Source organism: Kitasatospora sp. MBT66, from assembly GCF_000710405.2.
GTDB lineage: Bacteria > Actinomycetota > Actinomycetes > Streptomycetales > Streptomycetaceae > Kitasatospora > Kitasatospora purpeofusca.
Map to the genome: position 1 here is coordinate 1,084,772 of NZ_JAIY01000010.1, position 25,643 is coordinate 1,110,414.

24 protein-coding genes and 2 pseudogenes are annotated in these 25,643 nt (G+C 74.8%); 9 read left to right on the forward strand and 17 right to left on the reverse strand.

Annotation, left to right across the window (positions count from 1 at the left end; all coding sequences use genetic code 11):
* Nucleotides 1-334, reverse strand: a pseudogene (locus BI06_RS51305) (hypothetical protein); the annotation flags it as partial.
* Nucleotides 335-612: 278 nt separating this feature from the next.
* Here BI06_RS51305 and BI06_RS29380 point away from each other — a divergent pair.
* The 3 genes from BI06_RS29380 to BI06_RS29390 all read left to right on the forward strand — a co-directional run bounded on the left by BI06_RS29380 (nucleotide 613) and on the right by BI06_RS29390 (nucleotide 3,049).
* Nucleotides 613-1,290 (forward strand): hypothetical protein, encoded by a 678-nt coding sequence (locus tag BI06_RS29380; protein WP_030396350.1) that lies wholly within the window; start codon nucleotides 613-615, stop codon nucleotides 1,288-1,290.
* 197 nt (nucleotides 1,291-1,487) lie between these two features.
* Entirely contained in the window at nucleotides 1,488-2,315 is an 828-nt protein-coding gene (locus BI06_RS29385) for a thioredoxin domain-containing protein (protein WP_030396351.1), read from the forward strand.
* 65 nt (nucleotides 2,316-2,380) lie between these two features.
* Nucleotides 2,381-3,049 (forward strand): vitamin K epoxide reductase family protein, encoded by a 669-nt coding sequence (locus BI06_RS29390; protein WP_078880370.1) that lies wholly within the window; start codon nucleotides 2,381-2,383, stop codon nucleotides 3,047-3,049.
* Nucleotides 3,050-3,085: 36 nt separating this feature from the next.
* On the opposite strand, the gene BI06_RS29395 is transcribed toward BI06_RS29390, so the two are convergent.
* From BI06_RS29395 to BI06_RS29405, 3 genes are all read right to left on the reverse strand, one after another.
* Nucleotides 3,086-4,183, reverse strand: a complete 1,098-nt coding sequence (locus BI06_RS29395; RefSeq protein WP_082558729.1) for a serine hydrolase — start codon at nucleotides 4,181-4,183, stop codon at nucleotides 3,086-3,088.
* 98 nt (nucleotides 4,184-4,281) lie between these two features.
* On the reverse strand, nucleotides 4,282-4,770 hold the full coding sequence (locus BI06_RS29400) for a GNAT family N-acetyltransferase (protein WP_043473434.1): 489 nt from the start codon (nucleotides 4,768-4,770) through the stop codon (nucleotides 4,282-4,284).
* 78 nt (nucleotides 4,771-4,848) lie between these two features.
* Nucleotides 4,849-5,253, reverse strand: a complete 405-nt coding sequence (locus BI06_RS29405; protein WP_030396355.1) for an ankyrin repeat domain-containing protein — start codon at nucleotides 5,251-5,253, stop codon at nucleotides 4,849-4,851.
* A 355-nt stretch (nucleotides 5,254-5,608) separates the two neighbouring features.
* On the opposite strand from BI06_RS29405, the gene BI06_RS29410 reads away from it, so the two are divergent.
* The 3 genes from BI06_RS29410 to BI06_RS29420 all read left to right on the forward strand — a co-directional run bounded on the left by BI06_RS29410 (nucleotide 5,609) and on the right by BI06_RS29420 (nucleotide 8,264).
* Complete coding sequence (locus tag BI06_RS29410; protein ID WP_030306123.1) at nucleotides 5,609-5,803, forward strand: hypothetical protein; 195 nt, start codon at nucleotides 5,609-5,611, stop codon at nucleotides 5,801-5,803.
* Between the two features lie 160 nt (nucleotides 5,804-5,963).
* On the forward strand, nucleotides 5,964-7,601 hold the full coding sequence (locus tag BI06_RS29415; RefSeq protein ID WP_082558731.1) for a hypothetical protein: 1,638 nt from the start codon (nucleotides 5,964-5,966) through the stop codon (nucleotides 7,599-7,601).
* A gap of 288 nt (nucleotides 7,602-7,889) precedes the next feature.
* Nucleotides 7,890-8,264, forward strand: a complete 375-nt coding sequence (locus BI06_RS29420) for an RNA polymerase-binding protein RbpA (protein WP_030396357.1) — start codon at nucleotides 7,890-7,892, stop codon at nucleotides 8,262-8,264.
* Between the two features lie 218 nt (nucleotides 8,265-8,482).
* On the opposite strand, the gene fxsA is transcribed toward BI06_RS29420, so the two are convergent.
* The 5 genes and pseudogenes from fxsA to BI06_RS29445 all read right to left on the reverse strand — a co-directional run bounded on the left by fxsA (nucleotide 8,483) and on the right by BI06_RS29445 (nucleotide 13,728).
* On the reverse strand, nucleotides 8,483-9,064 hold the full coding sequence (gene fxsA / locus BI06_RS29425; RefSeq protein ID WP_030396358.1) for an FxsA family membrane protein: 582 nt from the start codon (nucleotides 9,062-9,064) through the stop codon (nucleotides 8,483-8,485).
* 129 nt (nucleotides 9,065-9,193) lie between these two features.
* Nucleotides 9,194-10,879 carry an apolipoprotein N-acyltransferase gene (gene lnt, locus BI06_RS29430; RefSeq protein ID WP_051742248.1) on the reverse strand — a complete coding sequence of 562 codons (1,686 nt, stop codon included), beginning with the start codon at nucleotides 10,877-10,879 and terminating at the stop codon, nucleotides 9,194-9,196.
* A 174-nt stretch (nucleotides 10,880-11,053) separates the two neighbouring features.
* The gene (locus BI06_RS29435; protein ID WP_030396360.1) at nucleotides 11,054-11,512 is read right to left on the reverse strand and encodes a hypothetical protein; all 459 of its coding nucleotides are present in this window, start codon (nucleotides 11,510-11,512) and stop codon (nucleotides 11,054-11,056) included.
* Between the two features lie 137 nt (nucleotides 11,513-11,649).
* A pseudogene (locus BI06_RS29440) lies at nucleotides 11,650-13,257 on the reverse strand (amidohydrolase); the annotation flags it as partial.
* A gap of 30 nt (nucleotides 13,258-13,287) precedes the next feature.
* Nucleotides 13,288-13,728 (reverse strand): Lrp/AsnC family transcriptional regulator, encoded by a 441-nt coding sequence (locus BI06_RS29445; protein ID WP_030396362.1) that lies wholly within the window; start codon nucleotides 13,726-13,728, stop codon nucleotides 13,288-13,290.
* 275 nt (nucleotides 13,729-14,003) lie between these two features.
* Here BI06_RS29445 and BI06_RS29450 point away from each other — a divergent pair, with 275 nt between their 5' ends.
* Nucleotides 14,004-14,456, forward strand: a complete 453-nt coding sequence (locus BI06_RS29450; RefSeq protein WP_037781425.1) for a hypothetical protein — start codon at nucleotides 14,004-14,006, stop codon at nucleotides 14,454-14,456.
* A gap of 147 nt (nucleotides 14,457-14,603) precedes the next feature.
* Here the strand turns inward: BI06_RS29450 and BI06_RS29455 are convergent, their stop codons facing one another.
* Nucleotides 14,604-15,767 (reverse strand): acyl-CoA dehydrogenase family protein, encoded by a 1,164-nt coding sequence (locus BI06_RS29455; protein ID WP_030396364.1) that lies wholly within the window; start codon nucleotides 15,765-15,767, stop codon nucleotides 14,604-14,606.
* 212 nt (nucleotides 15,768-15,979) lie between these two features.
* Between BI06_RS29455 and BI06_RS29460 the strand changes: the two genes are divergently transcribed.
* Entirely contained in the window at nucleotides 15,980-16,744 is a 765-nt protein-coding gene (locus BI06_RS29460) for a uridine kinase (protein ID WP_233290316.1), read from the forward strand.
* A 288-nt stretch (nucleotides 16,745-17,032) separates the two neighbouring features.
* On the forward strand, nucleotides 17,033-19,312 hold the full coding sequence (locus tag BI06_RS29465) for an AAA family ATPase (protein ID WP_043472613.1): 2,280 nt from the start codon (nucleotides 17,033-17,035) through the stop codon (nucleotides 19,310-19,312).
* Nucleotides 19,313-19,417: 105 nt separating this feature from the next.
* Here BI06_RS29465 and BI06_RS29470 read toward each other — a convergent pair whose 3' ends face one another.
* The 7 genes from BI06_RS29470 to ribH all read right to left on the reverse strand — a co-directional run bounded on the left by BI06_RS29470 (nucleotide 19,418) and on the right by ribH (nucleotide 25,559).
* Complete coding sequence (locus BI06_RS29470; protein ID WP_030396367.1) at nucleotides 19,418-20,401, reverse strand: NAD-dependent epimerase/dehydratase family protein; 984 nt, start codon at nucleotides 20,399-20,401, stop codon at nucleotides 19,418-19,420.
* Nucleotides 20,402-20,556: 155 nt separating this feature from the next.
* Nucleotides 20,557-21,603, reverse strand: a complete 1,047-nt coding sequence (locus BI06_RS29475) for a hemolysin family protein (RefSeq protein ID WP_030396368.1) — start codon at nucleotides 21,601-21,603, stop codon at nucleotides 20,557-20,559.
* The gene (locus BI06_RS29480) at nucleotides 21,600-22,949 is read right to left on the reverse strand and encodes a hemolysin family protein (RefSeq protein WP_030396369.1); all 1,350 of its coding nucleotides are present in this window, start codon (nucleotides 22,947-22,949) and stop codon (nucleotides 21,600-21,602) included. Before BI06_RS29480 ends, BI06_RS29475 begins: the two co-directional genes overlap by 4 nt.
* Nucleotides 22,950-23,196: 247 nt before the next feature.
* Nucleotides 23,197-23,631: a PH domain-containing protein gene (locus tag BI06_RS29485; protein WP_030396370.1), complete on the reverse strand. Its 435-nt coding sequence runs from the start codon at nucleotides 23,629-23,631 to the stop codon at nucleotides 23,197-23,199.
* A gap of 123 nt (nucleotides 23,632-23,754) precedes the next feature.
* Nucleotides 23,755-24,603, reverse strand: a complete 849-nt coding sequence (gene hisG / locus BI06_RS29490; RefSeq protein WP_030396371.1) for an ATP phosphoribosyltransferase — start codon at nucleotides 24,601-24,603, stop codon at nucleotides 23,755-23,757.
* 92 nt (nucleotides 24,604-24,695) lie between these two features.
* Nucleotides 24,696-24,968, reverse strand: coding sequence for a phosphoribosyl-ATP diphosphatase (locus BI06_RS29495; protein WP_030306151.1), 273 nt, complete (start codon nucleotides 24,966-24,968; stop codon nucleotides 24,696-24,698).
* 120 nt (nucleotides 24,969-25,088) lie between these two features.
* Nucleotides 25,089-25,559: a 6,7-dimethyl-8-ribityllumazine synthase gene (ribH, locus tag BI06_RS29500; protein WP_030396372.1), complete on the reverse strand. Its 471-nt coding sequence runs from the start codon at nucleotides 25,557-25,559 to the stop codon at nucleotides 25,089-25,091.
* Nucleotides 25,560-25,643: the final 84 nt, after the last annotated feature.

Here is a 25,643-nt window from a genome sequence, read left to right on the forward strand (position 1 = left end):
CGCGGGCTGCCGGGTGACGGCCGGGGTGGTGGGGGTGGTCGGGACGGTGGCGGTGGTGGGCGCGGTCCGCACGGGCGACGGTGCGGCCGACTCGGGGGACGTGGCAGCGGACGGCGCGGCGGGAGCCGGAGCGGACGGCTGGGCGGACGGCGACAGCGGCGGCGTCGGCGACGGCACGGAGGGCGCCGACGGCGAGGAGGACGGCGCGGGCGAGGGCGTGGAGGACGGTGAAGGCGAAGGCGACGGGCAGGGCGTCGCGGAGTGCGAAGGGTGCGGGGAGTGCGAAGGGTGCGGGGGATGCGGCGGGAACCACGGCCACGGCGGCCAAGGCCACGACGGTGACGGCACCGCGGGCACCTCCGGCACATCGGGCGCCCCCGGCCCCGGGCCATGGGCATAGTCCATCGCCCGATTGTCGGACCGTCCCACCGACCCCGTCAGCGGCTGACGGCCCCTCACCCGCAGCCGGGCCGTCAAACCCATCGCCCCGGTGAACTCCCCGCCCCCGGACCGCGAACGGACGACCGATGCGGGACAATCTGTGCGCCGATCCGGCCGCCGGCCCCGACGCACCCTCGTGCCCGGCGTAAGGGCCGTGACATACTCCCGATCGTGACGACCTCCACCCACGCGACGAGGGCCCTGCGGGCCGCGGTGTTCACCGCGCTCGCCGTGCCGCTGTCCGCGCTGGGCCAGGTGGTGATCACCGGTCGCCCGCTGCCGCTCACCCTGGTGATGGTCGCGACCGCCGTCGTCTTCCTGGTCGCGGCCGTACTGGCCGGCGGGGAGCGGCGGTTGACGCAGATCGCGGCCGTGCTGGTCCCGGTCGAGCTGCTGCTCAACACGACGTTCAATCTGGGCCAGACCAGTTGCGGTCCGGTCCTCGGCGCCGACCTCCCCGCCCGCGGCATGAACCTGCTGGTCTGCGGCGGCGGCTCGGTGGACGGGTCGTCCTTGCTCTACGGCCAGTTGGGGCACTCCGGGCGGTTGGCGCCCGCGGCCACCCAACTGCTGCTCCTGCTGGTGCACCTGGTGATCGCGCTGGCCGCCGCTGCCTGGCTGCGGCTGGGTGACGCGGCCCTGTCCGGCCTGGTGCGGGCGCTGCGCGCGCTGCGCCAGGCGGTCGCCGCGCCGCTGCGCGCGCTGGTCGCGCTGCTGGTCCCGGCACCGGCCCGGCCGGTGCTGCGGGTGCCGCTGCCGGTCCCGGACCGCCGCCGCCCGCACCGCGAGGACGTGGTGCTGAGTCCGGCGCCGCGCCGCGGCCCGCCGCTGCTGGCGCTCGCCCGCTGACGACTCCCTGACGACTGCCCCGTGACGGGCTCGCAGGTGTCCGGGGTGTCCGGCGGGCGGTGCGCGACTCCGCCTCCAGTCCAGTAGTCCCCTCCGGCCCGTACCTGCGCCGGCGCCCCCGCGCGCCCGCGCCGTGCGCCGGGGTGGGGACACCTCCGCGCGCCCCTGGGCGCGCCCCATTACGGAGTTGAACCGACATGGCTCACCCCAACCAGAAGCCCTCCCGCAAGCAGGCCCAGAAGATCAGCGCCCGTGAGCGCATCCAGGAGGCGCAGCGCCTGGAGAAGCAGGCGAACGCGCGCCGCCGGCGGATAGTCGTCAGCGTCTCGCTCGTGGTCGGTCTCGCCCTGGTCGGCGGCACCGCGCTGGCGATCAGCACGGCCGGCGGCGACAGCAAGTCCTCGGCGGCGGACGCGGTCGAGCCGACCGCGATGGTCGTCCCGGCGAACACCTCGGGCGCGGACGGCACGGTCATCACCTACGGCAAGGCGGACGCCGCGCACACCCTGCAGGTGTTCGAGGACTTCCGCTGCCCGGTGTGCAAGAACTTCGAGGCGGCCAACGGGGACGCGGTCCGCAAGCTGGCGGAGGACGGCACGGTCAAGGTCGAGTACCACCTGGCCGCGTTCCTGGACAAGAACCTCGGCGGCAAGGGTTCGCGCACCGCGCTGGCGGCGATCGGCGCCGCGGTGAACGAGGGCGTGGACAAGTTCAAGGCGTACCACGACGTGCTGTACGCCAACCAGCCGGACGAGCGCGAGGACGGCTTCGGCGACGTCAACCACCTGCTGGAGCTGGCCGACAAGGTGCCGGGTCTGAAGTCGGACGCCTTCGTCAAGGCGGTCACGGACCGGACGTACGCGCCGTGGGCGAAGAAGGTCGCGGACGCGTTCAACGACAGCGGGGTGACCGGTACCCCGACGGTGAAGGTGGACGGCAAGCCGCTCACGCTGTTCAGCGGCAACAAGGCGCTGACGGCGGAGCAGTTCACCGCGCAGGTGAAGCAGGCCGCGGGCTTGCAGTGAGCACCACCGGCCCGGCCGATCTCCCGGCCGGGCCGGCCCCTTCCCCATCCACGGAGTGCTCTGCCATGACCGCATCGACCGCTCTGCCGTCCCACTCCTCCTCCCGTCCCGCTGCCTCCGGTCCGGCCGTGCCCGCTCCGGGGCCGGTCGGCGCGGGCCGCGCGTTCTCGCTGTTCGTCCTGCTGTGCGCCCTGGTCGGGCTGGCCGCCTCGGCGGTGCTGACCTTCGACAAGCTCCGGATCCTGGAGGATCCCTCCTACATACCGAGCTGCAACATCAATCCGGTGATCAGCTGCGGTTCGGTGATGCGCACCGCGCAGGCCGAGGTGTTCGGCTTCCCGAACCCGCTGCTGGGGCTGGCCGCGTTCGGCGCGCTGGCGGCGGTCGGCGCGGGTCTGCTGGCGGGGGCCGCGTACCGGCGCTGGTTCTGGCTGGGGCTGCAGGCCGGGACGCTGTTCGGGGTGGGGTTCACCCACTGGCTGATCGTCCAGGCGCTGTACGACATCGGCGCGCTGTGCCCGTACTGCATGGTGGTCTGGGTGACGGTGGTGGCGCTGTTCTGGTACACGACGCTGCACAATCTGCGGTCGGGGGTGATCCCGGTGGGGCCCCGGCTGCGGCCGGTGGTCCGGGAGGCGGCCCGCTACCACTGGGCGCTGCCGGTGCTGTGGGCGGCGGTGATCGCGCTGCTGATCCTGAACCGGTTCTGGTCGTACTGGTCGACGCTGCTCTGACCTGCGGCGCCACCGCAGGCACGCCCCGTCGGGCCGTCAGCCGAGGACGGCCCGGCGGAAGGCGTTGCGCAGGTCGGTGAGCGGCCGGAAGTCGCGGTCGTAGTGGACCTTGTTGGTGAGCAGCAGTGCCCAGCGGCCGCGGCGGCGGGAGATCCAGATGCCGGTGCCGGTGAAGCCGTAGTGGACGAAGGTGCCGGCGGCGGGGTCGGTGCCGGCGGCGCAGAGCCAGGACAGGCCGCGGGCGGGGGCGAGGCCGCCGGTGTGGACGCGCAGGGACTCGGTGATCCAGGGTTCGCCCCAGGGCAGTCCGGCGGGTGGGGCGAGCAGGGCGGTGAGGAAGCGTTCCAGGTCGCGGGCGGTGGAGAAGGCGCCGGCGTTGCCGGAGACGCCGCCGAGCAGCCGGGCCGAGGGGTCGTGCACGGTGCCGCACAGGATGCCGCCGGCGGTGCGCTCGTACTCGGTGGGGGCGGTGCGGTGGGCGTTGTCCGGGCCGAGCGGGCCGTAGTGGGTGTCGGTCATGCCGAGCGGCTGCCAGACCTGCCGGGCGGCGAGCCGGTCGAGCGGTGCGCCGGCGAGGTCCTCGACGAGGTGGCCGAGCAGGACGGCGGCCCGGTCGGTGTATTCGACGGCGGCGCCGGGCGGGCGGTGCAGCGGGGCGGCGAGCACGCCGGCCCGGATCGCGGCCGGGTCGTCGCCGTAGAGTTCGGCGAAGCGGGTGCGCAGCGGCATTCCGGCGGTGTGGGTGAGGAGTTGACGGATCGTCACGGCGCCGACGGGGTGCCGGGCGGTCGGGGCCCAGAGGTCGGCGAGGGGGCGGTCGAGCGGGAGCCGGCCGGCCTGTCGGAGGGCTCCGGCGCACGGCCAGAGGGCGACGATCTTGGTGATGCTGGCCAGGTCGAAGAGGGTGTCGTGGTCCATCTCCTGTGCGGCCCAGGCGCCTTGGCCGAGGGGGCCGGTCCGGCCGCGGGCCCGGACGCCGCCGGCGTCGCCCACCGACCAGACGCCGCCGGTCCCGGCTGTGCGCAGGCCCTCGGCCACCAGGCGGGCCAATGGGCCGTCGGGGTCGGCGAGTTCTCCGAGGTCACCGTCTCCGGTGGTTCCGGCGCGTTCGGAGGGCAGTACCGGTCCGGTCATCCGCGGTTCTCCCCCGCCCGTCGCCGGCCGTCGGCCGGCGCCCCTCCCGAGGGGGACCGACCGGTCCCCCTCGGGAGGCTACCCGGCCCGGGCGCGGGTCAGACGGTGGACGCGCCGTCGAACTCCTTGCCCAGGCAGATGCTCTGCGGGTGCTCGCGGTAGATGCCGAACTTCTCGATCGCCGCGTACCCCTCGGAGGCGTACAGGGCGATGGCCTCGGGCTGCTCGGTGCCGGTCTCCAGGACGAACCTGGTCCGGCCGGCGTCGGCGGCGGTCCGCTCCAGGTGGCGCAGCAGCGTACGGGCCAGGCCCCGGCCGCGCGCCTCGGGTCGGACGAACATCCGCTTCAGTTCGGCGTCGCCGTCGCGGATGCCGAACGGCGCCGCCGACTTGGCGCGCCAGCCGCCGCAGGCGACCGGCCGGTCGTCGAGGTACGCGATGACGAAGAGGCCGGCGGGCGGCTCGAAGTGGTCGGGGTGCAACTGGGTGATGTCGCCCTCGCCGTAGCGGACGACGTACTCCTGCTGGACCTCCGCCGTGAGGAGCTGGGCGTCGGGGTGCCCGAAGCCGGTGACGCGCAGCTCGATGCGGTCACCCGTACGGTCGTGTGCGAAGGTTCCGCCGGTGGTGGTGCTCTCCATGGTCGTCAAGCCTACGGCTCTCGCTCAGCCCGCCTCCGCCCGCCCCTCGAACCGGGCGAGCAGAGCCGCCTTCTCGAACATCCGGGCGGTGTCCACGGCGGACGGGGTGCCGGCGGCGGGGTCGGCGCCACCGGCGAGCAGGGCGTCGAGGACGTCGTCGTTGCCCTTGAAGACGGCGCCGGCGAGCGGGGTCTGGCCCCGGTCGTTGGCCCGGTTCGGGTCGGCGCCGCGCTCCAGCAGGGCGGTGACCGCGTCGGCGTGGCCGTGGTAGGCGGCGAGCATCAGCAGGGTGTCGCCGCGGTCGTTGGTGAGGTCGGCCGGGGCACCGGCGTCGACGTAGGCGGCGAGGGTGGCGGAGTCCCCGGCCCGGGCGGCGTCGAAGAGCTTTCCGGCCAGGGCGATCACGTCGGCGTCGGGGGTGTCGGTCATGTCTCGGCCTTTCTCCGCGGCGCGGCCCGGATCGGGGCCGCGCCGGTGTGGTCGGTGGTCGCGCCGGACGCACCGTAGCGCACGACACGCGGGCGGGAAGGTTGCGCGCCCGTTCGGGGGAACTTTGCACCACCCCCGGAAGCTTCCCGCCCGGGGGTCGGGAATGGCTCGGCGCGCCGGAAATGCGGCACCCCCGGGCCCCGGCGGGGTCGGTTCGCACACCGCCGTCCGGGTCACAAGGTGGGGCATCTCCGGAGATCCACCCATTTGCACCGTTCCATCATCTATTACTTTTTGTCACGATTGTGGCACTTTCCGTGACACTGTCCCCGTCCCCTCCTTCGAGGAGCAGAACGTGATCCTCTCGATTTCCGGCATCGTCCTGTTCGGCACCATCACATTCCTCTTCTTCCGCAGGGACGGACTCAAGGTCTCCCATGCGATCGTCTGCGCCCTTCTCGGTTTCTACATCGCCGGCTCCTCGATCGCGCCGAGCATCACGGCGGGCGGCGCGACCCTCGCCAGCCTGCTCGGCGGCATCAAGTTCTAGCGGGGCTCTTCCGCCCTACGGGCCCGGGCGCGGATCCCACCGCCCCGGGCCCGGTCGTTCCCGCCGGAGCCGCCGGCGGACCGGCCGCTGCCGCCACCGGACCGGCCGTCGCCGCAAGCCCCGTTCCACCCGACCGTCCCACTCGCCCGGGGAGCCAGGAATGCCGCTCAACCGCCACCACCTCAACAAGGGCCGCGACCTCGCCCGCACGGCCGGCGACCACGCCTCCGACATGTTCGCGCCGCTCACCGTCGTCGGCCGGGGGCTGCGCCACCACGTCGGCTGGGCCAAGGCCCGCTGGCAGGCCACCCCGAAGGAGCGGCGCGGGCCGACGGTGTTCCTGGTCGCCGCGATGCTGGTCGGCATCTTCCTGCTGCCGCACGGCCTGCTGTTCGCGCTGGTCGCGCTGATGGCCAGCGCCGCCTGGGCCGGGCGCGCGCCCAAGGCCCCGGCGGCCCCGCCCGAGCCGGACGTCGCCGAGGTCAAGCTCACCGCCCTGTACGCGGCGCTCACCCCGTACCTGGCCGGGCCGGACGAGCTCGCACCGCTCTACCACCACGAGGGCAGTTGGAAGAACGTCTTCACCGGGTGGGAGTTCGACGCCGAGGGCCGCCTCTCCCGGCTGGAGATCGCCTACCCCGCGTACTTCACCGACACCGAGCCGGCCGCCCGGGCCCGGATCGAGCAGGTCGTCCAGGGCAAGGCCGGCCGGGCCCGGGAGTACCGCTTCGACTGGGACGAGGAGACCAACCGGCTGCGGATCGCCGCCCTGGCGCCGCTGCCCACGGACATCGCCGCCCAGCGCTTCGTGGCCGCGCCCGGCGAGATCGTGCTCGGCTTCACCGACGAGGACGGCAGCGCCAGGACCATCCCGGTGCAGCAGGGCGGCATGCCCGCCCAGCAGCCGCCGGTGGTCTGGCGCACCGGCCCGCGCTCGGCCGAGCCGCACCTGCTGGCGCTCGGCGTCAGCGGCTACGGCACCTCCAGCCTGATCCGCTCGATCGCCCTCCAGGTCCTGCCGTACGCCGACCTGATGGTGATCGACGGCGCCGGCACCGGCGAGCACGCCTGCCTGGTCAACCGGCCCGGCGTGCACACCGTGGAGACCAGCCTGCACGGCGCGCTGGCCGCGCTGCACTGGGCGGCCCAGGAGACCGAGCGCCGGCTCACCGCGCTGAACGCCGCCCGGCACGCGGGCGCCGCGCCGCCCGCCGACGTCACCCGGCCGCTGTGGCTGCTGCTGGACCACCCGACCGAGCTGACCGAGCTGGCCCACGCCGAGGGCCGCCCGGACCCGCAGGACCTGCTGGAGCTGCCGCTGCGGCACGGCCGCGCCGCCCGGGTCACCGTGGTGGTCGCCGACGACATCGAGGCCCGGGACCGGATCTCGCCGAGCGTCCGGGCCACCGCCCGGGCCCGGGTAGTGCTCGGCCCGGCCGGCCCGGAGGAGAGCCACGCCGCCCTCGGGGTGCCGCTGGACATCGTGCCCGCCGCGCACGCCCCGGCCGGACGCGGCTACGCCCGGATCGGCACCGGCGCCCCGGTCCGGCTCCAGCTGCCGGCCACCGTCGACCCCCTGGACGAGGAGGCGCCGGCCGCGCTGCGGGACGCCGTGATCGCCCTGCTGCCGCACCGCGACACCCGCACCGAGGCACCCGCGCCGGTCCCCTCCGCGCAGCCGCTGCCGGTGCACCCGGACGGCCTGCCGACCGTCGCGGTGGAGCTCGATCCGGCCGCGCACGCCGGGGTGGACCTCGCCAAGGGCCCGGCCGCGCTACGCTTCCGCCCACTCGCCTGACCTGCGGCCGTACATCCGAAGGGGAGGGGCGGCTTCCGCCGTCGAATCCCGGCCCGGTACGCTCGTCGGGGAAAGGCCGACCGATCACCAGATGTGAAATAGGTGACACCTGGGGTGATATCACCGGCCAGATGTGACAAATCGGGCGCCGGTGGGTACAAACAGGGACGGCACAACAGACGACGCATGTCCCGGGACGGGAATCTTCGTCGGAAGCCGAGCGTTGACCGAACGACGAAGAACAGCGACCACTAGTCCTGTGGGCCATAAGCCCGGGAGGCACGATTCATGAGCGAGCGAGCTCTCCGCGGCACGCGACTCGGGGCCACTAGCTACGAGACCGACCGCGGTATCGATCTGGCTCCCCGCCAGACCGTCGAGTACGCATGTCAGAACGGACACCGATTCGAGGTTCCTTTCTCGGTCGAAGCCGAGATCCCCTCCGCCTGGGAATGCCGCTTCTGCGGCCAGGAGGCGGTACTCCTCGACGGTGACGAGCCCGAGGAGAAGAAGACCAAGCCGACGCGTACCCATTGGGACATGCTGATGGAGCGCCGGACCCGTGAGGAGTTGGAGGAGGTGCTGGCCGAGCGGCTGGCCGTGCTCCGCTCCGGTGGGATGAACCTCGCGGTACACCCGCGGGACACCCGCAAGAGCGCCTGACCCCGCTCCCGCCGACCGGCGGGGGCACGCGAAAAGGGACCCTGGTCACCAGGGTCCCTTTCGCGTTTCCGCCGGCAGGCGCCTCGCGCCCGTCAGCCACTCGCACCGGGTACAGCTGACCGCTGCTCGTACCGGGTGCACGTGACCGTCGGCCGGGTGCACGCCGCCGCCGGCGCTCCGGAACAGGAGCACCGGCGGGCGGGCGCCGACGGGCGGGGTCAGCCGTTGAGGGGCGGACGGTAGCCGGTGTCCGGGCCCTGCGGTCCGGCGGCCGGACCGGCGCCCGGCTCGACCACCTCGCCCTGGATCACCTTGCCGTCCGGGCGGTGGATCCGAAGCTGCTCCTGCAGCCGCATCGCGTCCGCCAGCGGGTCGGTGCCCGCGGTGGCGGCGGAGCGCAGCACCTTGTCGGCCGCCCGGCGTCCGGCCGCCCGCCACAGCGCGCGGGTCGGCGGGAACAGCAGGGTCAGCGCCAGCCCGTCCGAGAGGAAGCCGGGCAGGATCAGCAGCAGACCGGCCAGCACGGTCAGGCTGGTCCCGGTCTGCGGCTGCTCCGGTCGCGGGTCGCGGGTCTGCTCGAAGGCCGCCGACAGGGCGCGCGCGCCGGCCCGCTTGATCAGCGAGCCGCCGATCAGCGCGCCCGCGATCAGCAGCAGCACCACGGTCAGGCCGCCCAGCCAGGAGCCCACCTGCACCAGCAGCCAGATCTCCAGCACCAGCCAGGCGGTCAGCAGCAGCGGCAGCGCGCGCCGCAGCTTCGAGCGCGGGGCCGGACGGGTGGGGGTGTCTTGCCGGGTCACGGTACGAATCCACTCCATGCGGTGCTCTGCGCGCCGCACGGGAGGTCCGGGCCGGCTACGGCACCACCTGGTCCAACGGTCGGCCGGCGGCCGGTGTTCCACCGGGCGCGGGCCCGGTGGAACAGCGGGTCACTCGCCGGGGGTGGGCGCGCCGCCGCGGGCGGTGGTGCCGGTCTCCCCGGCGGTGGTGGCGCCGGCGTCCCCCGCAGCGGTCGTACGGCGGCGGCGGGTCAGCAGCACGCCCCCGGCGCAGGCCAGCAGGCCGGCCACCGCGAGCGTCCACTCGGGGGCGGCGCCGACCCGGTCGGCGACGGTGGTGCCGTCGCGCAGCGGGACGGTCGCGATCAGCTCGGCGGCGGTCAGCTCCTCGGTGCGCTGGACGACCTTGCCGTCCGGGGCGATGACCGCGCTGATGCCGCTGGTCGCGGCGATCAGCACCGCGCGGCCGTGCTCGACGGCGCGCAGCCGGCTCATCGCGAGCTGCTGCTCCGGCTGCCCGGTCTTGGCGTAGGTGGCGTTGTTGGTCTGCACGACGAGGACCCGGGCGCCCTGGTCGACGGTGTCGCGGACGATCTCGTCGTAGGCGACCTCGAAGCAGATGACGTCGCCGATCCGGGCCGGGCCGAGCTGCATGACGCCGTTGTGGTCGCCGGGGTAGAAGTCGCGGGCGACCCGCTGGAGGCGGGTGATGACCTTGGACAGCTGGTCACGGAAGGGCACGTACTCGCCGAACGGCACGGGGTGCTGCTTGGTGTAGGAGGCGCCGGGGCCGGTCTTCGGGTCCCAGACGATGCCCTCGTTCTGCACGTGCTGCTCGTCGGGGCCGTCGACGAGGGTGCCGACCAGGGTGGGCACGCCGATCGCGCGGACGGCCTCGTCGATCCGTCGGTAGGCCAGCGGGTCGGAGAACGGGTCGAGGTCGGAGGAGTTCTCCGGCCAGATCACGATGTCCGGCTTCTCGGCCCGGCCGGCCCTGATGTCCTCGGCGAGCTTCTCGGTGGCGGCGGCGTGGTTGTTGAGGACCATCATCGGGCGGCCGAGGAAGTCCATGCCGGGGTTGGGCACGTTGCCCTGGATGACGGCAACCTTGACGGTGTCGGCGGGCGCGGTGGGCACCGGCACCAGGAACCCGGCGAGCATGGTGGCGACGGCGCCGAGCGCGGCGAGCGCGGCCGCGACCGGGCGGCGGTCGGTGCCGCGGCCGGTGGCCCGCACGGCGGCCCAGGCGAGCAGGGTGCCGGACAGGGCGACGGCGAAGGTCACCAGCGGGGCGCCGCCGAGCGCGGCCAGCGGGGTGAACGGGGTGGCGGTGTTGGCGAAGGCCAGCCGGCCCCAGGGGAAGCCGCCGAGCGGCAGCCGGTCCCGGGCCCACTCCTGGGTGATCCACAGGCAGGCGCCCCAGAGCGGCCAGCCGGGCAGCCGGGAGGTGACGGCGAGGCCGGAACCCAGGGCGGCCAGGAAGAGCGCCTCGACGACGGACAGGCCGACCGTGGCGTCCCAGCCGACCACCCGCAGCCAGCTGAGCAGCATCAGGAAGAACGGCAGGCCGAAGGCGAAGCCGGTCCAGGCGGCCTGGCGGACGGTGCGGCCCCGGGTGAGCAGGGACAGCGCGGCGACACCGAGCAGGGACAGCGGCCACAGGTCGAACGGCGGGAAGGCCAGCGCGAGCAGCAGCCCGGCGAGCGCCGCCAGTCCGGTGCGGGGCAGGCCGGCCCGGATCCTGGCGAGGGCCCGGGCGCCGCGGCCGGGGCCGGGACCGGGTTCCTCGTCGGGGGTTTCGGGTGCGGTACCGGACCGCTCCTGGGTGACGGGCATGACCACCGTCGCACCATCTCTCTCGACGCCGTCCCGCTGTGGTGTACCGGGACGGCTGTTCGGACGCTGTCCGAAGAAGGTACCCCGTCCGGACACCCCGCCGTGAGGTGAGGGTCGCTTTGCGCCGTCCCGCCGGGCCGGCGCGGCGGGACGGCGGGCGTCGCCCCGGCCCGGTCAGCGCGGGGCGTACGTCACCTCGGCGAACGGCCAGGCGGTGGCGAGCCAGTCGGAGACCGCGCGGTGGAGCGGGGCGTCCAGCTCGGCCCGGTCGGCGCGGACCCAGGAGCTGGCCTCGGCGGCGCCGGGCCGTTCCTGGTCCGGGTAGAGGTAGACGCAGCCGACGACGGCGTCGCCGGGCACGGCCAGGACGCTGTAGGTGAAGCCCCGGCGGGCCTCGAAGTCGGCGGCGTGCCGGCGCAGGTCGGCGAGGTTGCGGTCGAGGTCCATGCCCTCGGCCGGCGGCCAGGTGCCGTCTCCGAAGCCGGGGGTGGCCCGGATGTGCGCGACGCTGCCGGTCCAGGCGGCGTGGTCGGCCTCGTTGTGCTGCTCGCCGAGGGGTTCCAGGCGGAACCCCTCGGCGTCGAGGGCGCGGGGGACGGTGAAGTCGGCGGGGACGAACGGCTGATCGGTCATGGGCGCCAACCTACGGCGGCCGGCCCGCTCCGATCATCCGGTTTTCCGCCGGTTCCGGTGCCGGTCTACGCGCCGGTGTCCGTGCCGGTGGCTGCGCCGGTGTCCGTGCCGGTGTCCGTGCTGCTCACGGCCTCGGCGAGGTGGACGGTGCGGCCCCGGACCACGGTGCGCAGGCAGGTGGGCAGCGGGTGGCCCGGGGTGAGGTCGGGCAGGCCGGGGGTGCCGGAGCGCGGGTCGGTGGACCAGCCGGCCACCCGGTCGTCCGGGGCCTGGACGACCAGGTCGGTGGCGGCCCAGATCGCGTAGCTGGCGACCGCGCCGGGGACGAGCACGCCGTCCTGGTCGCGGCCGACCGCCCGCCAGCCGCCCCGGGTGTGGGCGGTGAACGCGGCCCGGACCGAGATCCGGTGCTCGGGGGTGCGGTGGAAGGCGGCGGCCCGGACGGTGCCCCAGGGGTCGAGCGGGGTGACCGGGGCGTCCGAGCCGAAGGCCAGCGGGACGCCGGAGCGCAGCAGCGCGGCGAACGGGTTGAGCGCGGCGGCCCGCTCGGCACCGAGGCGCTGCACGTACATGCCGTCCGGGCCGCCCCAGGCGGCGTCGAAGGCGGGCTGCACGGAGGCGGTGAGGCCGAGTTCGGCGAAGGCGGCGACGGTCTTCTCGTCGAGGGCCTCGGCGTGCTCGACCCGGTGGCGCAGCGCCCGGACGCGGTCGGCGCCGACCCGGTCGCCGGCCGCCCGCACGCCGTCCAGGACGGCGGCGACCGCGGCGTCCCCGATGGCGTGGAAGCCGGCCTGGAGGCCGGCCTCGGTGCAGGCGGCGACGTGGTCGGCGACCTGGGCGGCGGTCAGGTAGGAGGTGCCGGTGTGGGCGGCGTCGGCGTAGTCGTGCTGCAGGCAGGCGGTGTGCGAGCCGAGGGCGCCGTCGACGAAGAGGTCGCCGCCGGCGCCGACGGCGCCGAGCCGGCGGGCGGTCTCGACGCCGCCGTGCTCGGCGAGCTCGCCCCAGTAGCCGAACACCTCGGGGCCGTCGCCCTCGGCGGCCAGCTCCAGCAGGGCCGTGAGGTCCTGCTCGGAGGAGATCTGGGGGCCGGCGCACTCGTGCAGGGCGCCGATGCCGAGTTCGGCGGCGCGGGCGAGAGCGGCGCGCTGGGCGTGGCGGCGCTGGGCGGGGGTGAGGCGGGCGAGCGCGGTCGCGCGGACGGCGTGGTGGGCGTCGCGGGTGAGCGGGCCGTCGGGGTGGTGGCCGGGCCGGTCGGCGAGGCCCTCGGTGAGGTCGCGCAGCGCGGTGGTGGCGAGCGCGGAGTGCACGTCGGTGCGGGAGAGGTAGACGGCTGCGCCGCCGGCGGCGGCGTCCAGTTCGGCGAGGGTCGGCGGGCGGCCCTCGGGCCAGCCGGTCTCGTCCCAGCCGTGGCCGATGAGGACTCCGCCGGGCTGCTGACGGGCGGTGAAGGCGGTGACGGCGGCCAGGGCGGCGGCCAGCGAGGGGGTGCCGGTGAGGTCGAGGCCGGTGAGCGCGAGGCCGGTGGCGGTGGCGTGCGCGTGGGCGTCGACGAAGGCCGGGGTGACCAGGGCGCCGTCGAGTTCGACGATCTCGTCGGCGGTCCGCGCGTAGGCCTCGGCGGCACCGTCGCTGCCGACCCAGGCGACGTGCTCGCCCTCGACGAGCATGGCGGTGGCGAAGGGGTCGGCGGGGCTGTAGACGGCGCCGCCGCGCAGCAGGACGGTCCGTGAGGTGCGTTCGGTCATGGGCCAAGTCTGCACCCCGCGGAGGGCCGGTCAGAGCCTCGGGGGGCGGGCCTCGTAGGGGGTGGAGAGGACGACGGTGGTGCGGGTGGAGACGCCGGCGGCGCTGCGGATGCGTGCCAGCAGGTCCTCCAGGTCGCCGGGGGCGCCGACGCGGACCTTGAGGATGTAGTTCTCCTCGCCGGCGACGCTGTGGCAGGCCTCGATCTCGGGCAGGTCGGCCAGCCGCTCCGGTGTGTCGTCGGGGGCGCTGGGGTCGAAGGGTTTGACCGAGATGAACGCGGTGAGCGCGAGGTCGACGGCGTCGGGGTCGATGATCGCGGTGTAGCCGCGGATCACCCCGCGCTGTTCGAGGCGGCGCACCCGCTGGTGCACCGCCGAGGTGGACAGGCCGGTGGCCTTGCCCAGGTCCGTGTAGCTCATCCGGCCGTCCTGGAGAAGCAGTCGGACGATGCGTTGATCGAGATCCTCCACAAGGCGCAAACCTACCCCCTCGTGGGCGCGCGGATCGCGGCGGCGGGGGGCGCGGGCGGCGGCGGACCGGGGGCGCACGCGGGACCGGGAGGGGGCGCGGAGCGGCACCCGGCGCGCCCCGGAGTGCCGTACGGGCACATGCCGGACGAATGTGGCGAAGGACACACCCGGTGCATCACAGTGCGCCGAACTGCAGGGTTATGAGTCCGCGTCGGCGGGAAATGCTGGTTGTGGCCCCGGGCGACCACGCCGGGCCCGATCCGAGGGGGATCACCATGCGCGTTACCGACCAGCGCCCGACGGGCGCGGACGACGCCCACGATACGACCGACCGCGAGGACCTCGCGGTCCCCTACGACGCCGCGCCGGGGGTGGATCCGGGCGAGGCCGAGCCGTGGGAGACCGTCCGGGTCGACTGCCCGTCCTGCCGGCGTCCGATCGCCCTGGTGGGCGACGAGGCGCGGCTGCCGCAGCACGCCGTGCTGCCCCGGGCCTGGCACCCCTTCTCCCCCACCCTGTGCCCGGGCTCGGGCACGCCGACCGACGACCTGGCCGAGGTGGAGTGCGCCGAGGAGGCCGACTCGGCCGGCCTGGCCGCGCTGCTCGCGCTGCCGGGCGAGCACGACTGGCGCACCCAGCCGTTCTCGCACGCGCTGGTGCACCGCCCGGTCCGCTCGGGCTCCGCGCCGGTCATTCCGGAGCAGCGCGGCCGATTCTCCCGGCGCTGAGCGCCGGCCGCGCGCCCGGGCATCGCGCGTCGGCCCCGATGATCGGCAGAACGGCCCCCGGCCACGCTCCGCACCCAGGAGCGACGCCGGGGGCCGTTCGCGTGCCGCCCGCCGGGCCCCCGGGAGGGGACTGCGGCCGGTCGGCGGTCAGCCCTTGGTGAGGTGGCGGCCGATCACCAGGCGCTGGATCTGGTTGGTGCCCTCGACGATCTGCAGCACCTTGGCCTCGCGCATGTAGCGCTCGGCCGGGAAGTCCTGGGTGTAGCCGTAGCCGCCGAGCACCTGGACGGCGTCGGTGGTCACCCGCATCGCGGCGTCGGTGCAGAACAGCTTCGCCATCGCCGCCTCCTTGGAGAACGCCTGGCCGGCGTCGCGGCGGCGGGCGGCGGACAGGTAGAGCGCGCGGCCGGCCTCGATCTGGGTGGCCATGTCGGCGAGCATGAAGGACAGGCCCTGGAAGTCGGCGATCGGCCGGCCGAACTGGTGGCGCTCGCGCGCGTAGTCGACGGCGGTGTCGAGCGCGGCCTGGGCGACACCGATCGCGCAGGCGGCGATGCCGAGCCGGCCGGAGTCCAGCGCGGCGAGCGCGATCTGGAAGCCCTGGCCCTCGCTGCCGATCAGCCGCTCCCGGGAGACCCTGGCGCCGTCGAAGTGCAGCTGGGCGGTGGGCGAGGACTTCATGCCCATCTTGTGCTCGGGCGGGGCGGCCGACAGGCCGGGCTGGGTGCCGGGCACCAGCAGGCAGCTGATCCCCCGGGCGCCCTCCTCGCCGGTGCGCACCAGGGCGCTGTAGAAGTCGGCCTGGCCGCCGTGGGTGATCCAGGCCTTGGTGCCGCCGACGACGTACTCCTCGCCGTCCAGGTCGGCCCGGGTGCGCAGGGCGGCGGCGTCGGAGCCGGACTGCGGCTCGGACAGGCAGTAGGCGCCGAGCTGCTCGCCGGAGAGCATCCCGGGCAGCCAGCGCTCGCGCTGCTCGTCGGTGCCGAAGGTGGCGAGCGCGTGGCAGGAGAGGGTGTGCACGCTGACGCCCAGGCCGACGGCCAGCCAGCCGGACGCCAGCTCCTCCAGCACCTGGAGGTAGACCTCGTACGGCTGCTCGCCGCCGCCGTACTTCTCGTCGTAGGGGAGGGAGAGCAGGCCGGCCTCGCCGAGCGTGCGGAAGACCTCGCGCGGGAAGCGGCCGGCGGCCTCGTCCTCCGCGGCGCGCGGCTTCAGCTCACGCTGGACGAGGTCCCGGGTGAGGTTCAGGAGCTCGCGGGCCTCCTCGCTGGGCAGCTGGCGGTCCACGGACTTCGCGGGGGAGGTGGTCATAGCGGCTGGTCGCCTCCTCGGTCGTGCGCCGGGCCCCGGGGTGTGGTCGGGCCCGCGCAGGGTGTGGCAGCCTCGGCCGGGCGGCACCGGATCGCGGTGAACGGCCGTTCACAGGCATGGCGATGCGAGTATGCCTGATCAGGGCGCCGCCGTCACGGGCAGGACTCGAACACTGTCCGGACCGGCGCGGAGTCCGCCGTAGGGTTGACGTTGTGGCTTCTTCCGAGACTTCCGCCGCCCCGGTAATGGGGCCCGTCACCCGGTCCGTCGCCCGGTCCGTCGTGCGGCCCGGCGCGCGGCCCGTGGTGCGGCCCGGCCCGGGCGGACCCGCGGCGTCCCCGGCGGCCTCCGACGCCCCGGCGGCCCCCGACCAGCTGGCCGCCCTCGCCGCCGAGCTGCGGGCGCTGCCGCCGTCCTGCGGTCCGGTGCGGCTGGTCGCGGTGGACGGCCACGCGGGCTCGGGCAAGACCACCTTCGCCGCCCGGCTGGCGGCCGCGCTCGGCGGCGCCCCGGTGGTGCACCTGGACGACCTGGCGACCCACGCCGAGCCGTTCGGCTGGACCGAACGGCTGCGCGGCCAGGTGCTGGAGCCGCTCGCGTCGGGCCGGGACGCGGAGTACGAGGTCTACGACTGGACGCTGCGCCGGTTCGCCGGGACGGCCGCGGTGCCGCTCGCGCCGGTGGTCCTGGTCGAGGGGGTCGGCGCCGGGCGGCGCGCGGTGCGGCCGGAGCTGGCCCGCCTGGTGTGGATGGAGCTGGACGCTGCGGCGGCCCGGCGGCGGGGCGAGCGGCGGGACGGTCCGGGGCTGGCGGAGTTCTGGGCCGGCTGGGCGCTCGCCGAATCGGCGCATTTCGCCGCGGACCCGAGCCGCCCGCACGCCGGCACCCTGGTCGACGGGGTGACCGGGCGGATCGCGCCGGGCACCGTCGGTGAACCTTCAACCATGCCCTTGACCTGCGACGTCGCCAGGAAATAAGTTCTCCCTCGTTCGCGGAATTGTTGATTCCGCAACTTCGGACCCGGCATCCCCGGCTTGTTCCCCCGTGAGCCGGGGGTGCCGTCCGACTCCCCCGCCCCGGGGCCGGCCACCCCTCAACGGCCCTCCGCCCGATCGCTTTTGACATCGTGCGGCACCCTTCCGGATCAGCGCCGCGCCGGTACGATTCCAGGCAGGCGCATATGCGCCCCGTGGGCAGACGACCACCGGCGGGTCCGCACACCGCCGCACCGGCCGGGCCCCGAGCCACATCGCGGGGGGCGTTGAGTGGAGAGTTCCGACAGCAACACCGCGGGCGGCCCGGCTCCGAACCGGCTCGCCGACCGCGCCTGGCTGCGTGCCATGGACGCCTACACGGCCGGGGCGTACACCCGGGCCGAGGAGGAGTTCCGCGCCGCCGTCCGGCTCGACCCCGGCATGGCCGACGCCTGGCTCGGCCTGCACGCGCTGCGCAGCGACACCTCCGGCGCGCTGCTCGCGATGCACCGGCACCGGGAACGCTTCGGCGAGCAGCGGCGGCGGCACGGACGCCCGCTCAGTTCCTGGTACTGGCTGGGCTGGTGGGTGCAGCCGGTACTGGAGACCGGCCGGGACCTGGCCCTCGCGCACGCCTCGCACTGGCTGGACGGACGCCACCTCACCGAGCTGGACCACGCCCTGGAGCAGTGCCCGGCCCCCGCCGAGGACCCGTCCGCGCGCTTCCTGCACGCCTGCCGCTCCTACCTCCTCAAGGACTGGGAGCAGCTGATCCGGGACACCGACCGGCTGCTCGACGACCCGCTGCTCGGCATCGAGGCCGGGCTGTTCGCCGGTATGGCCCGGGTCCGGCTGGACATGTGCGCGCAGGCCCAGCCGCCGCTCGCCGCCTCGCTCGCCCGCTGCCGCTCCGAGCAGCCGCAGCGCAAGGAGCTGCGCTACTGGCTGGCCCGCGCCTACGAGGGCGCCGGGCGCAGCGCGGCCGCGCTGCCGCTGTACCGGGCCGTGCACCGGGCCGACCCGGCGTTCATGGACACCGCCGCCCGGCTCGCGGCGATCTCGGCGGAGGACGGCCTCGCGGACGCCCTGCTGGACGGCGCCGGGATCGGCGGCCGGGACGCGGGGCGCGGGGCGGAGGACGACGCGATCGACGCGGCGCTGCTGGACGCGGCCGTCCTGGAGCAGGCCGGCTTCGAGGCGCTCGGTGCGGGCTCGGAGTTCGGCGCGAGCGCGGAGTTCGGGACGGGTGCGGAGTTCGGGACGGAGCAGGCGGAGTCGGAGCAGGCGACGGCCTTCGCGGGCGCCGAGCTGTCCGGTCCGGAGTTGCCGCCGGGCGCCGAACCACCGGGTGCCGAGCTGTCGGGTGGCGAGCTGCCGGGAGCCGGTGCGTTCGGCGGGCCGGGGTTCGCGGACCCGTTCGGAAGTCCGTCTCCCGGCGGGCCGGTCGAGGCCGACAACGACGAGGCGGACGACGGCCACCCGGCCCTGCCCACCTCGGCCGGACCGGGCAGCGGCACCGGCACCGGCGGTACGGGCGGTACGGGGAACAGGCCCGGCGGCGGAGCGGGCGCACCGCCCCCGCTGGTCGGCAACGGGCGCTCCGGCTCGACCGCCCCGCAGCCCGCCGCCGCCTCCCCGGCCGCCGCGGCGGCACGCGGCGAGACGGCGCTGGCCCAGGCGGCGAGCACCAGCGCGATGTCCGAATGCGACGACCACCGGGCCGAGTTGGACGCCGCGCTGGCCGAACTCTCCCGGATGGTCGGCCTGGAGCCGGTCAAGCGGCAGGTCCGGGCACTCTCGGCGCAGCTGCGGATGGCCCGGCTGCGCGCCGAGCAGGGCCTGCCGGTCCAGCCGCCCAAGCGGCACTTCGTCTTCTCCGGCCCGTCCGGCACCGGCAAGACCACCGTCGCCCGGATCCTCGGCCGGGTCTTCCACGCCCTCGGCCTGCTCTCCGGCGACCACCTGGTGGAGGCCCAACGGGCCGACCTGGTCGGGGAGTTCCTCGGCCAGACGGCGGTGAAGGCGAACGAGCTGATCGACTCCGCGCTGGACGGCGTGCTCTTCATCGACGAGGCCTACAGCCTCTCCAACTCCGGTTACAGCAAGGGCGACGCGTACGGCGACGAGGCCCTGCAGGTGCTGCTCAAGCGGGCCGAGGACAACCGGGACCGGCTGGTGGTGATCCTGGCCGGCTACCCGGAGGGCATGAACCGGCTGCTGGCCACCAATCCCGGGCTCAACTCCCGCTTCACCACCCGGGTCGACTTCCCCAGCTACCGCCCCGGCGAGCTGACCGCGATCGGCGCGGCGCTCGCCGGGCAGGACGGCGACGGGTGGGACGAGGACGCGGCCGAGGAGCTGGCCTCGATCTGCACCCATGTGGTCCGTGAGGGCTGGATCGACGATCTCGGCAACGGCCGCTTCATCCGCACCCTGTACGAGAAGTCCTGCGCCTACCGGGACCTGCGGCTCACCCTGCTGCGCGAGCCGCCCGGCCGGGAGGACCTCGCCACGCTGCGGCTGCCGGACCTGCTGCAGGCGTACGGCGAGCTGATCGACGGCCGGGGCTGAGGCCGGGCCGGGCCGGGCCGGACCCGGCCCCGCCCCGCCCGGCCCGGCCCGCTCGTCGGGCTCGGGCACGGGCACGGGCGCGGCCATGGGTTGCGGCGTCGGTCGTCAGCCGCCCAGCGCCGCGGCCTCCAGCTCCGGGTCCAGGCCGACGGTCGGCCGGTCCGGGCGCTGCGGCGCGGCCCCGCCGATCGACCGCAGCCACGCCCAGGTGTCGGCCACCGTCTCCGCCGCCGGTCGGCAGCGCAGCCCGGCGGCCAGCGCCTTGCTCACGTCCGCGCCGTGCACGGTGTCGTACAGCTCGCCCGGCGGGACCCAGAACGGCAGCTGGACCCACGGGGCGATACCGGCCTCGGCGATCGCCTCCGGCGCCGTCCAGCGCAGCTCGGGCTCGGCGCCGGTGGCCTTCGCGCAGGCCTCCAGCAGCTCGCCCATGGTGCTGTGCCCGCGCGGGCCGACCAGGTCGTACGGGCCGCCGAGGCCGGCCGCGACCGCGTCCAGGGTCCAGATCGCGAGGTCGCGGACGTCGATGAACTGCACCGCGAGGTCGCGCGGACCGGGGGCGAGCACCGGGCCGCCGCGGGCGATCCGGCCGAGCCACCAGGGCAGCCGGCCGATGTTCTCGTACGGTCCGACGATCAGCCCGGCCCGGACCAGCAGCGCCCGGTCGCCGAAGGCGTCCAGGGCCGCCAGCTCGCCGCCGCGCTTGGACTCCGCGTAGGGCATCTCGCCGTCGTCCGGCGAGCCCTCGACCAGCGGCGCGCTCTCGTCCGCGCCGGCCGGCGTCGGGTACGCGTACACCGACCGGCTGGAGACGTACGCGTAGCGGCCGACCCGGCCGGCCAGCAGGCGGGCGCTGTCGCGCACCGCCGACGGGGCGGCGGACCAGGTGTCCACCACCGCGTCCCACTCCCCCTCGGCCAGGGCCGCGAGCCCGCCCTCGGCCGTCCGGTCCCCGTGCAGTACCCGGGCGCCCGCCGGCGCGGCGTGCGTGCCCCGGTGGAAGACCGTCACCTCCCAGCCCCGCTCCAGTGCCGCCTCCGCGACGGCCCGCCCCACGAATTCCGTCCCACCCAGCAGGAGAAGTCTCATGCCGACCACCCTGCCCGGCGAGGGTCCGCAGCGGAACGCCCCCACGCTCAGAGCGGAATCGCCGAGAGCGAAGCGGCCCCGGGAACCCCGGGCGGAACCGGGGTTCCCGGGGCCTCCCGGGGTGTGCGCGGGGCCGCGCGGGCGGCCCGGGCGGCCTACGCGGCCGAGCGGTGGTCCGGGTCGTGCACCTCGCCGACCAGCTCCTCCAGCACGTCCTCCAGCATCACCACGCCGAGCGTCCGCCCGTCCTGGTCGAGCACGGCCGCGAGGTGGCAGGTGGCCCGGCGCATCGCGCCGAGCGCGTCGTCCAGCGGCAGGGTGCCGCGGAGCACGGTGATCGGCCGCCACAGCCGGGCCGGGACGGGCACCGACGGGTCGTCGACCTCCAGGATGTCCTTGAGGTGCAGGTACCCCAGGTAGCCGTGGCCGGCCGGGTCCCCGTCGGTGACCGGGAAGCGCGAGAAGCCGGTGCGCAGCGCCAGCTCCTCGACCTGGGCGGCGGTCACCTTGGTGTCCACGGTGACCAGCTGCTCGGGGGTGAGCAGCACCTCGGTCAGCGGGCGGCGGCCCAGTTCGAGGGCGTCCTCCAGCCGCTCCTGGCGGTCCTTCGCCAGCAGTCCGGCGTCGCCGGAGTCGGCGAGCAGGTAGATCAGCTGCTCGGTGGTGAAGACCGACTCGACCTCGTCCTTGCCCTCGACCTTGAACAGCCTCAGCACGCCGTTGGCGAAGGCGTTGAGGAAGGCGATCACCGGGGCCAGCCAGCGGGCCAGCCGGTCCAGCGGCGGGCCGAGCCAGAGCGCGGCCTTCTCCGGGCCGGCCAGCGCCATGTTCTTGGGCACCATCTCGCCCATGACCATGTGCAGGTAGACCACGACGGCCAGCGCGATCCCGTAGGAGAGCGGGTGCATCAGGCCGGCCGGGACGCCGAGCGCGTGGAACGGCCCCTCCAGCAGGTGGGCGATGGTCGGTTCGGCGAGCGCGCCCAGGCCCAGCGAGCAGACGGTGATGCCGAGTTGCGCGGCGGCGAGCATCGCGGAGACGTTGGACAGCGCGTGCAGCACGGTGCGGGCGCGCTTGTTGCCGGCCTCGGCGAGCGGTTCGATCTGGCTGCGTCGCACCGAGACCACGGCGAACTCGGCGCCCACGAAGAAGGCGTTGCCGAGCAGCAGGACGAGGGCGACGGCGAGTTGGAGCGCGGTCATCGGGTGCGGCCCTCGTCCTCGGTGCTGTGCGGGTGGTCGTGCCCGGCGGTGCGTTCCACCCGGACCCTGCTGGTCCGGTGGCGGTCCACGGCCTCGACGGTGAACCGCCAGCCGGGCAGTTCGGCCCGGTCGCCGGGGGCGGGCAGCCGGCCGAGCAGGTCGGTGACCAGGCCGGCCAGCGTCTCGTAGGGGCCCTCCGGGGCGTGCAGGCCGATGGCCTCCAGCTGGTCGAGCCGGGCCCGGCCGTCGGCCGCCCAGACGGGCTGTCCGTCGACCGGGGGCAGCGGCAGCAGTTCGGGGCGGTCGGCCGGGTCGTGCTCGTCCTGCACCTCGCCGACGATCTCCTCGACGATGTCCTCGACGGTGACCACGCCGGCGGTGCCGCCGTACTCGTCGACCACGATGGCCATCGGCTGGAGGCGGCGCAGCTGGTCGAGCAGCCGCTCGGCGGGGAGGCTCTCGGGCACCAGCAGCGGCGGGACGGCGAGGTCGCCGACCCGGACGGTGCCGCGCCGGGCGGCGGGGACGGCGAGCGCGTCCTTGAGGGTGACGGTGCCGGTGACCTCGTCCAGGGTGTCGGTGTACACCGGGAAGCGGGACAGGCCGGTGGCCCGGGTGAGGTTGAGGACGTCCGCGGCGCTGGCGTCCCGCTGGAGCGCGGAGACGTCCACGCGGGGGGTCATCACGGACTCGGCGGTGAGGTCGCCGAGGCCGAGGGTCCGCACGAACAGAGTGGCCGACTCCTCGTCTATGGCGCCGGCCCGGGCGGAGTGCCGGGCGAGCGAGACCAGCTCGGCGGGCGTGCGGGCGTGGTCCAGCTCCTCCTGCGGCTCGATGCCGAAGGCGCGCACGGTGCGGTCGGCCGAGCCGTTGAGGACCCGGATCAGCGGGCGGCAGGCCCGGGAGAACGCCATGTGCGGGGCGGCGACCGCGCGGGCCACCTGGAGCGGGCGGGAGATCGCCCAGTTCTTCGGGACGAGCTCGCCGATCACCATCTGGACGACGGTGGCGAGCAGCATGCCGAGCACCACGGAGACGCCGCGGGAGGCGCCGGCGGAGAGGCCGACGGCTTCGAACAGGGGCTTCAGCAGGGTCGACAGCGCGGGCTCGGCGAGCATGCCGACGACCAGCGAGGTGACGGTGATGCCCAGCTGGGCGCCGGAGAGTTCGAAGGAGAGGTGGCGCAGGGCCCGGGAGACCCGGCGGGCCTTGGCGTCCCCCGTGGCGGTGGCGCGCTCGACGGCGCCGCGCTCCACGGTCACGAAGGCGAACTCGGCGGCCACGAAGAGGCCGTTGGCGAGGATGAGCAGGAGGGCTGCGAGAAGCAGCAACCAGGCCGTGATCACAGTGCCGCCTGCCGTCCGTCGGTCGGAGGGTGGGCGGCGCAGGTACTACCGGACGGATCGTCCATGGACGGGGAGTGTCACTCCTCAGGTCGATTTCGGGCAGGGCAATGCCTTTGCCCCGCTTTTGCCAGCGTAGACCATACCCGTGCGAGGGTCGGATTCACGTTCGGGCGCGGCCGGACGTCGGATTCCGGTCACCGGGCGCCGGTCACCGGGCCTCCGCCGACGGGCGTCGGTCGGCGGCTGTTCAGCCGCCGTGCCGCGCGACCAGGTCGCGCAGGGCGCGGGCGTCGGCGATCGCCTGGTTCCGGCCCACGCCGGGCTGGATGCCGACGGCGGCCAGCGAGGTGCCGTCGGCGAGGTCGAGGGAGGCCCACGGGTCGCCCTGGCGGAAGTTCACACCGACGATCTCCGCCCAGGCCAGCCGACGGCTGCGGACGAAGTTGACCACGGTCACGCCCTCGGCGTCGGCGCTGACCCGCGGCCGCGCCAGCATCAGGCCGACGGAGGCGAAGAGCAGCCCGCTGAGCGCCATCATGATCCGGTCGTTGAGCTGCCAGTTGGCCGGGAGGGCGACCGCGATCACGGCGAACAGCACGACCAGCACGACGCAGACCGGCAGCAGCACGGCGCGGGTGCGGCGCGGGGCCCAGGTGACGGGGAACTCGGCGGGGGTGGACACGAGGGGCTCCGGGGTGGTTCGAGGGGTGGGGCGGTCGGACGGCGAACGGGTCGGACCACGGAAACGGGGTGGGGCGCCGACGGCGGCCCCACCCCATTCAACCGGTGCTTATGCCGGCGCCGCTCAGAGGCGGCAGGCGTGGATGTTGGTGACCAGGATCGCCCGGGCGCCGATGCCCCACAGGTCGTCCATGATCTGCTGGGCCTCCTTGCGGAGCACCATCGAGCGGACGGCCACCCAGCCCTCGGTGTGCAGCGGGGAGACGGTCGGCGACTCCAGGCCCGGGGTCAGGGCGACGGCGGCGCCGACGTTCTCGGCGCGGATGTCGTAGTCCATCAGCACGTAGCGGCGGGCCACCAGCACGCCCTGCAGCCGGCGCAGGAACTGGTCGACGCGGGGGTCCTCGCCGGCGCCCTTGGGGCGGATCACCACGGAGTCGGAGATCAGGATCGGCTCTCCGAACACCTCCAGACCGGCGTTGCGCAGGCTGGTGCCGGTCTCCACCACGTCGGCGATCACATCGGCGACGCCCAGCTGCACCGCGGTCTCCACCGCGCCGTCCAGCTTGGTGACGGTGGCCTTCACACCGCGGTCGGCCAGGTGCTGCTCGACCAGGCCGGTGTAGGAGGTGGCGATCCGCAGGCCCTCGAGGTCCGCGACGTCCTCGACCGCCGCGCCGACCGGGCGGGCGAACCGGAAGGTCGAGCCGGCGAAGCCGAGCGCGAGCACCTCCTCGGCGTTGGAGTGCGAGTCCAGCAGCAGGTCCCGGCCGGTGATGCCGACGTCCAGGCGGCCGGAGCCGACGTAGACGGCGATGTCGCGCGGGCGCAGGAAGAAGAACTCGACCTGGTTGCCCGGGTCGACCAGCACCAGTTCCTTGGAGTCCTTGCGCTGCCGGTAGCCGGCCTCATGGAGCATCTCCGCCGCGGGACCCGAGAGCGAACCCTTGTTGGGCACGGCGATGCGCAGCATGGAGGTCAGTTCCTTACCTGTTCGGTGTGGGTGGGGTTTCCGGGCGGCCGGGGCGGACCGGGGGTCCGGCGGCCGGTCGGAGGTCCGGCGGTCTAGAGGTACTTGTAGACGTCGTCGAGCGTCAGCCCGCGGGCGACCATCATCACCTGAAGGTGGTAGAGGAGTTGCGAGATCTCCTCGGCGGTCTGCTCGTCGGACTGGAACTCGGCGGCCATCCAGACCTCGGCGGCCTCCTCGACGACCTTCTTGCCGATCGCATGGACGCCCTGCTGGACGAGCTGCGCGGTACGGGAGGACGAGGGGTCGCCGGTGGCGGCCTTCTGCTGGAGCTCGGTGAAGAGCTCCTCGAATGTCTTCGAAGCCATGATGGGACTCACCATACGGCGTGCGGGCGGACCGGCGGTAAACAGTTCCGGACCGTGGACAGTCCGGTGGACGTCCACGGTCCGGGTGGCGCTCCGGCCGATCGGCCGGAGACCGGCCCTCTAGAGGGCGCGCAGCGCGAGGGCGGTCGCGACGGCCGCGGTGACCGCCTCGTGGCCCTTGTCCTCGGTGGAGCCGGGCAGGCCGGCGCGGTCCACCGCCTGCTGCTCGTTGTCGCAGGTCAGTACGCCGAAGCCGACCGGGACGCCGGTGTCCACGGAGACCTGGGTGAGGCCCGCGGTGGCGGCCTGGCAGACGTAGTCGAAGTGCGGGGTGCCGCCGCGGACGACCACGCCGAGGGCGACCACGGCGTCGTAGCCGCGCTCGGCGAGGCGCTTGGCGGCCACCGGCAGCTCGAAGGTGCCGGGGACGCGCAGGACGGTCGGCTCGGCGACGCCCAGTTCCTTGAGGGCGCGGTGGGCACCGTCGAGCAGGCCGTTCATCACCTGCTCGTGCCACTGGGCGGCGATCACGGCGACCTTGAGGTCGGCGGCGTTGTCGATGGTCAGCTCGGGGGCTCCGTGGCCGCTCATGTGCGGTGCCTTTCGGTGGTTCGGGTTGCTGGTTGCGGGTTGCGGATCAGTACGGGGGTGCGGGTGCGGGTCGGTGCAGGGGGC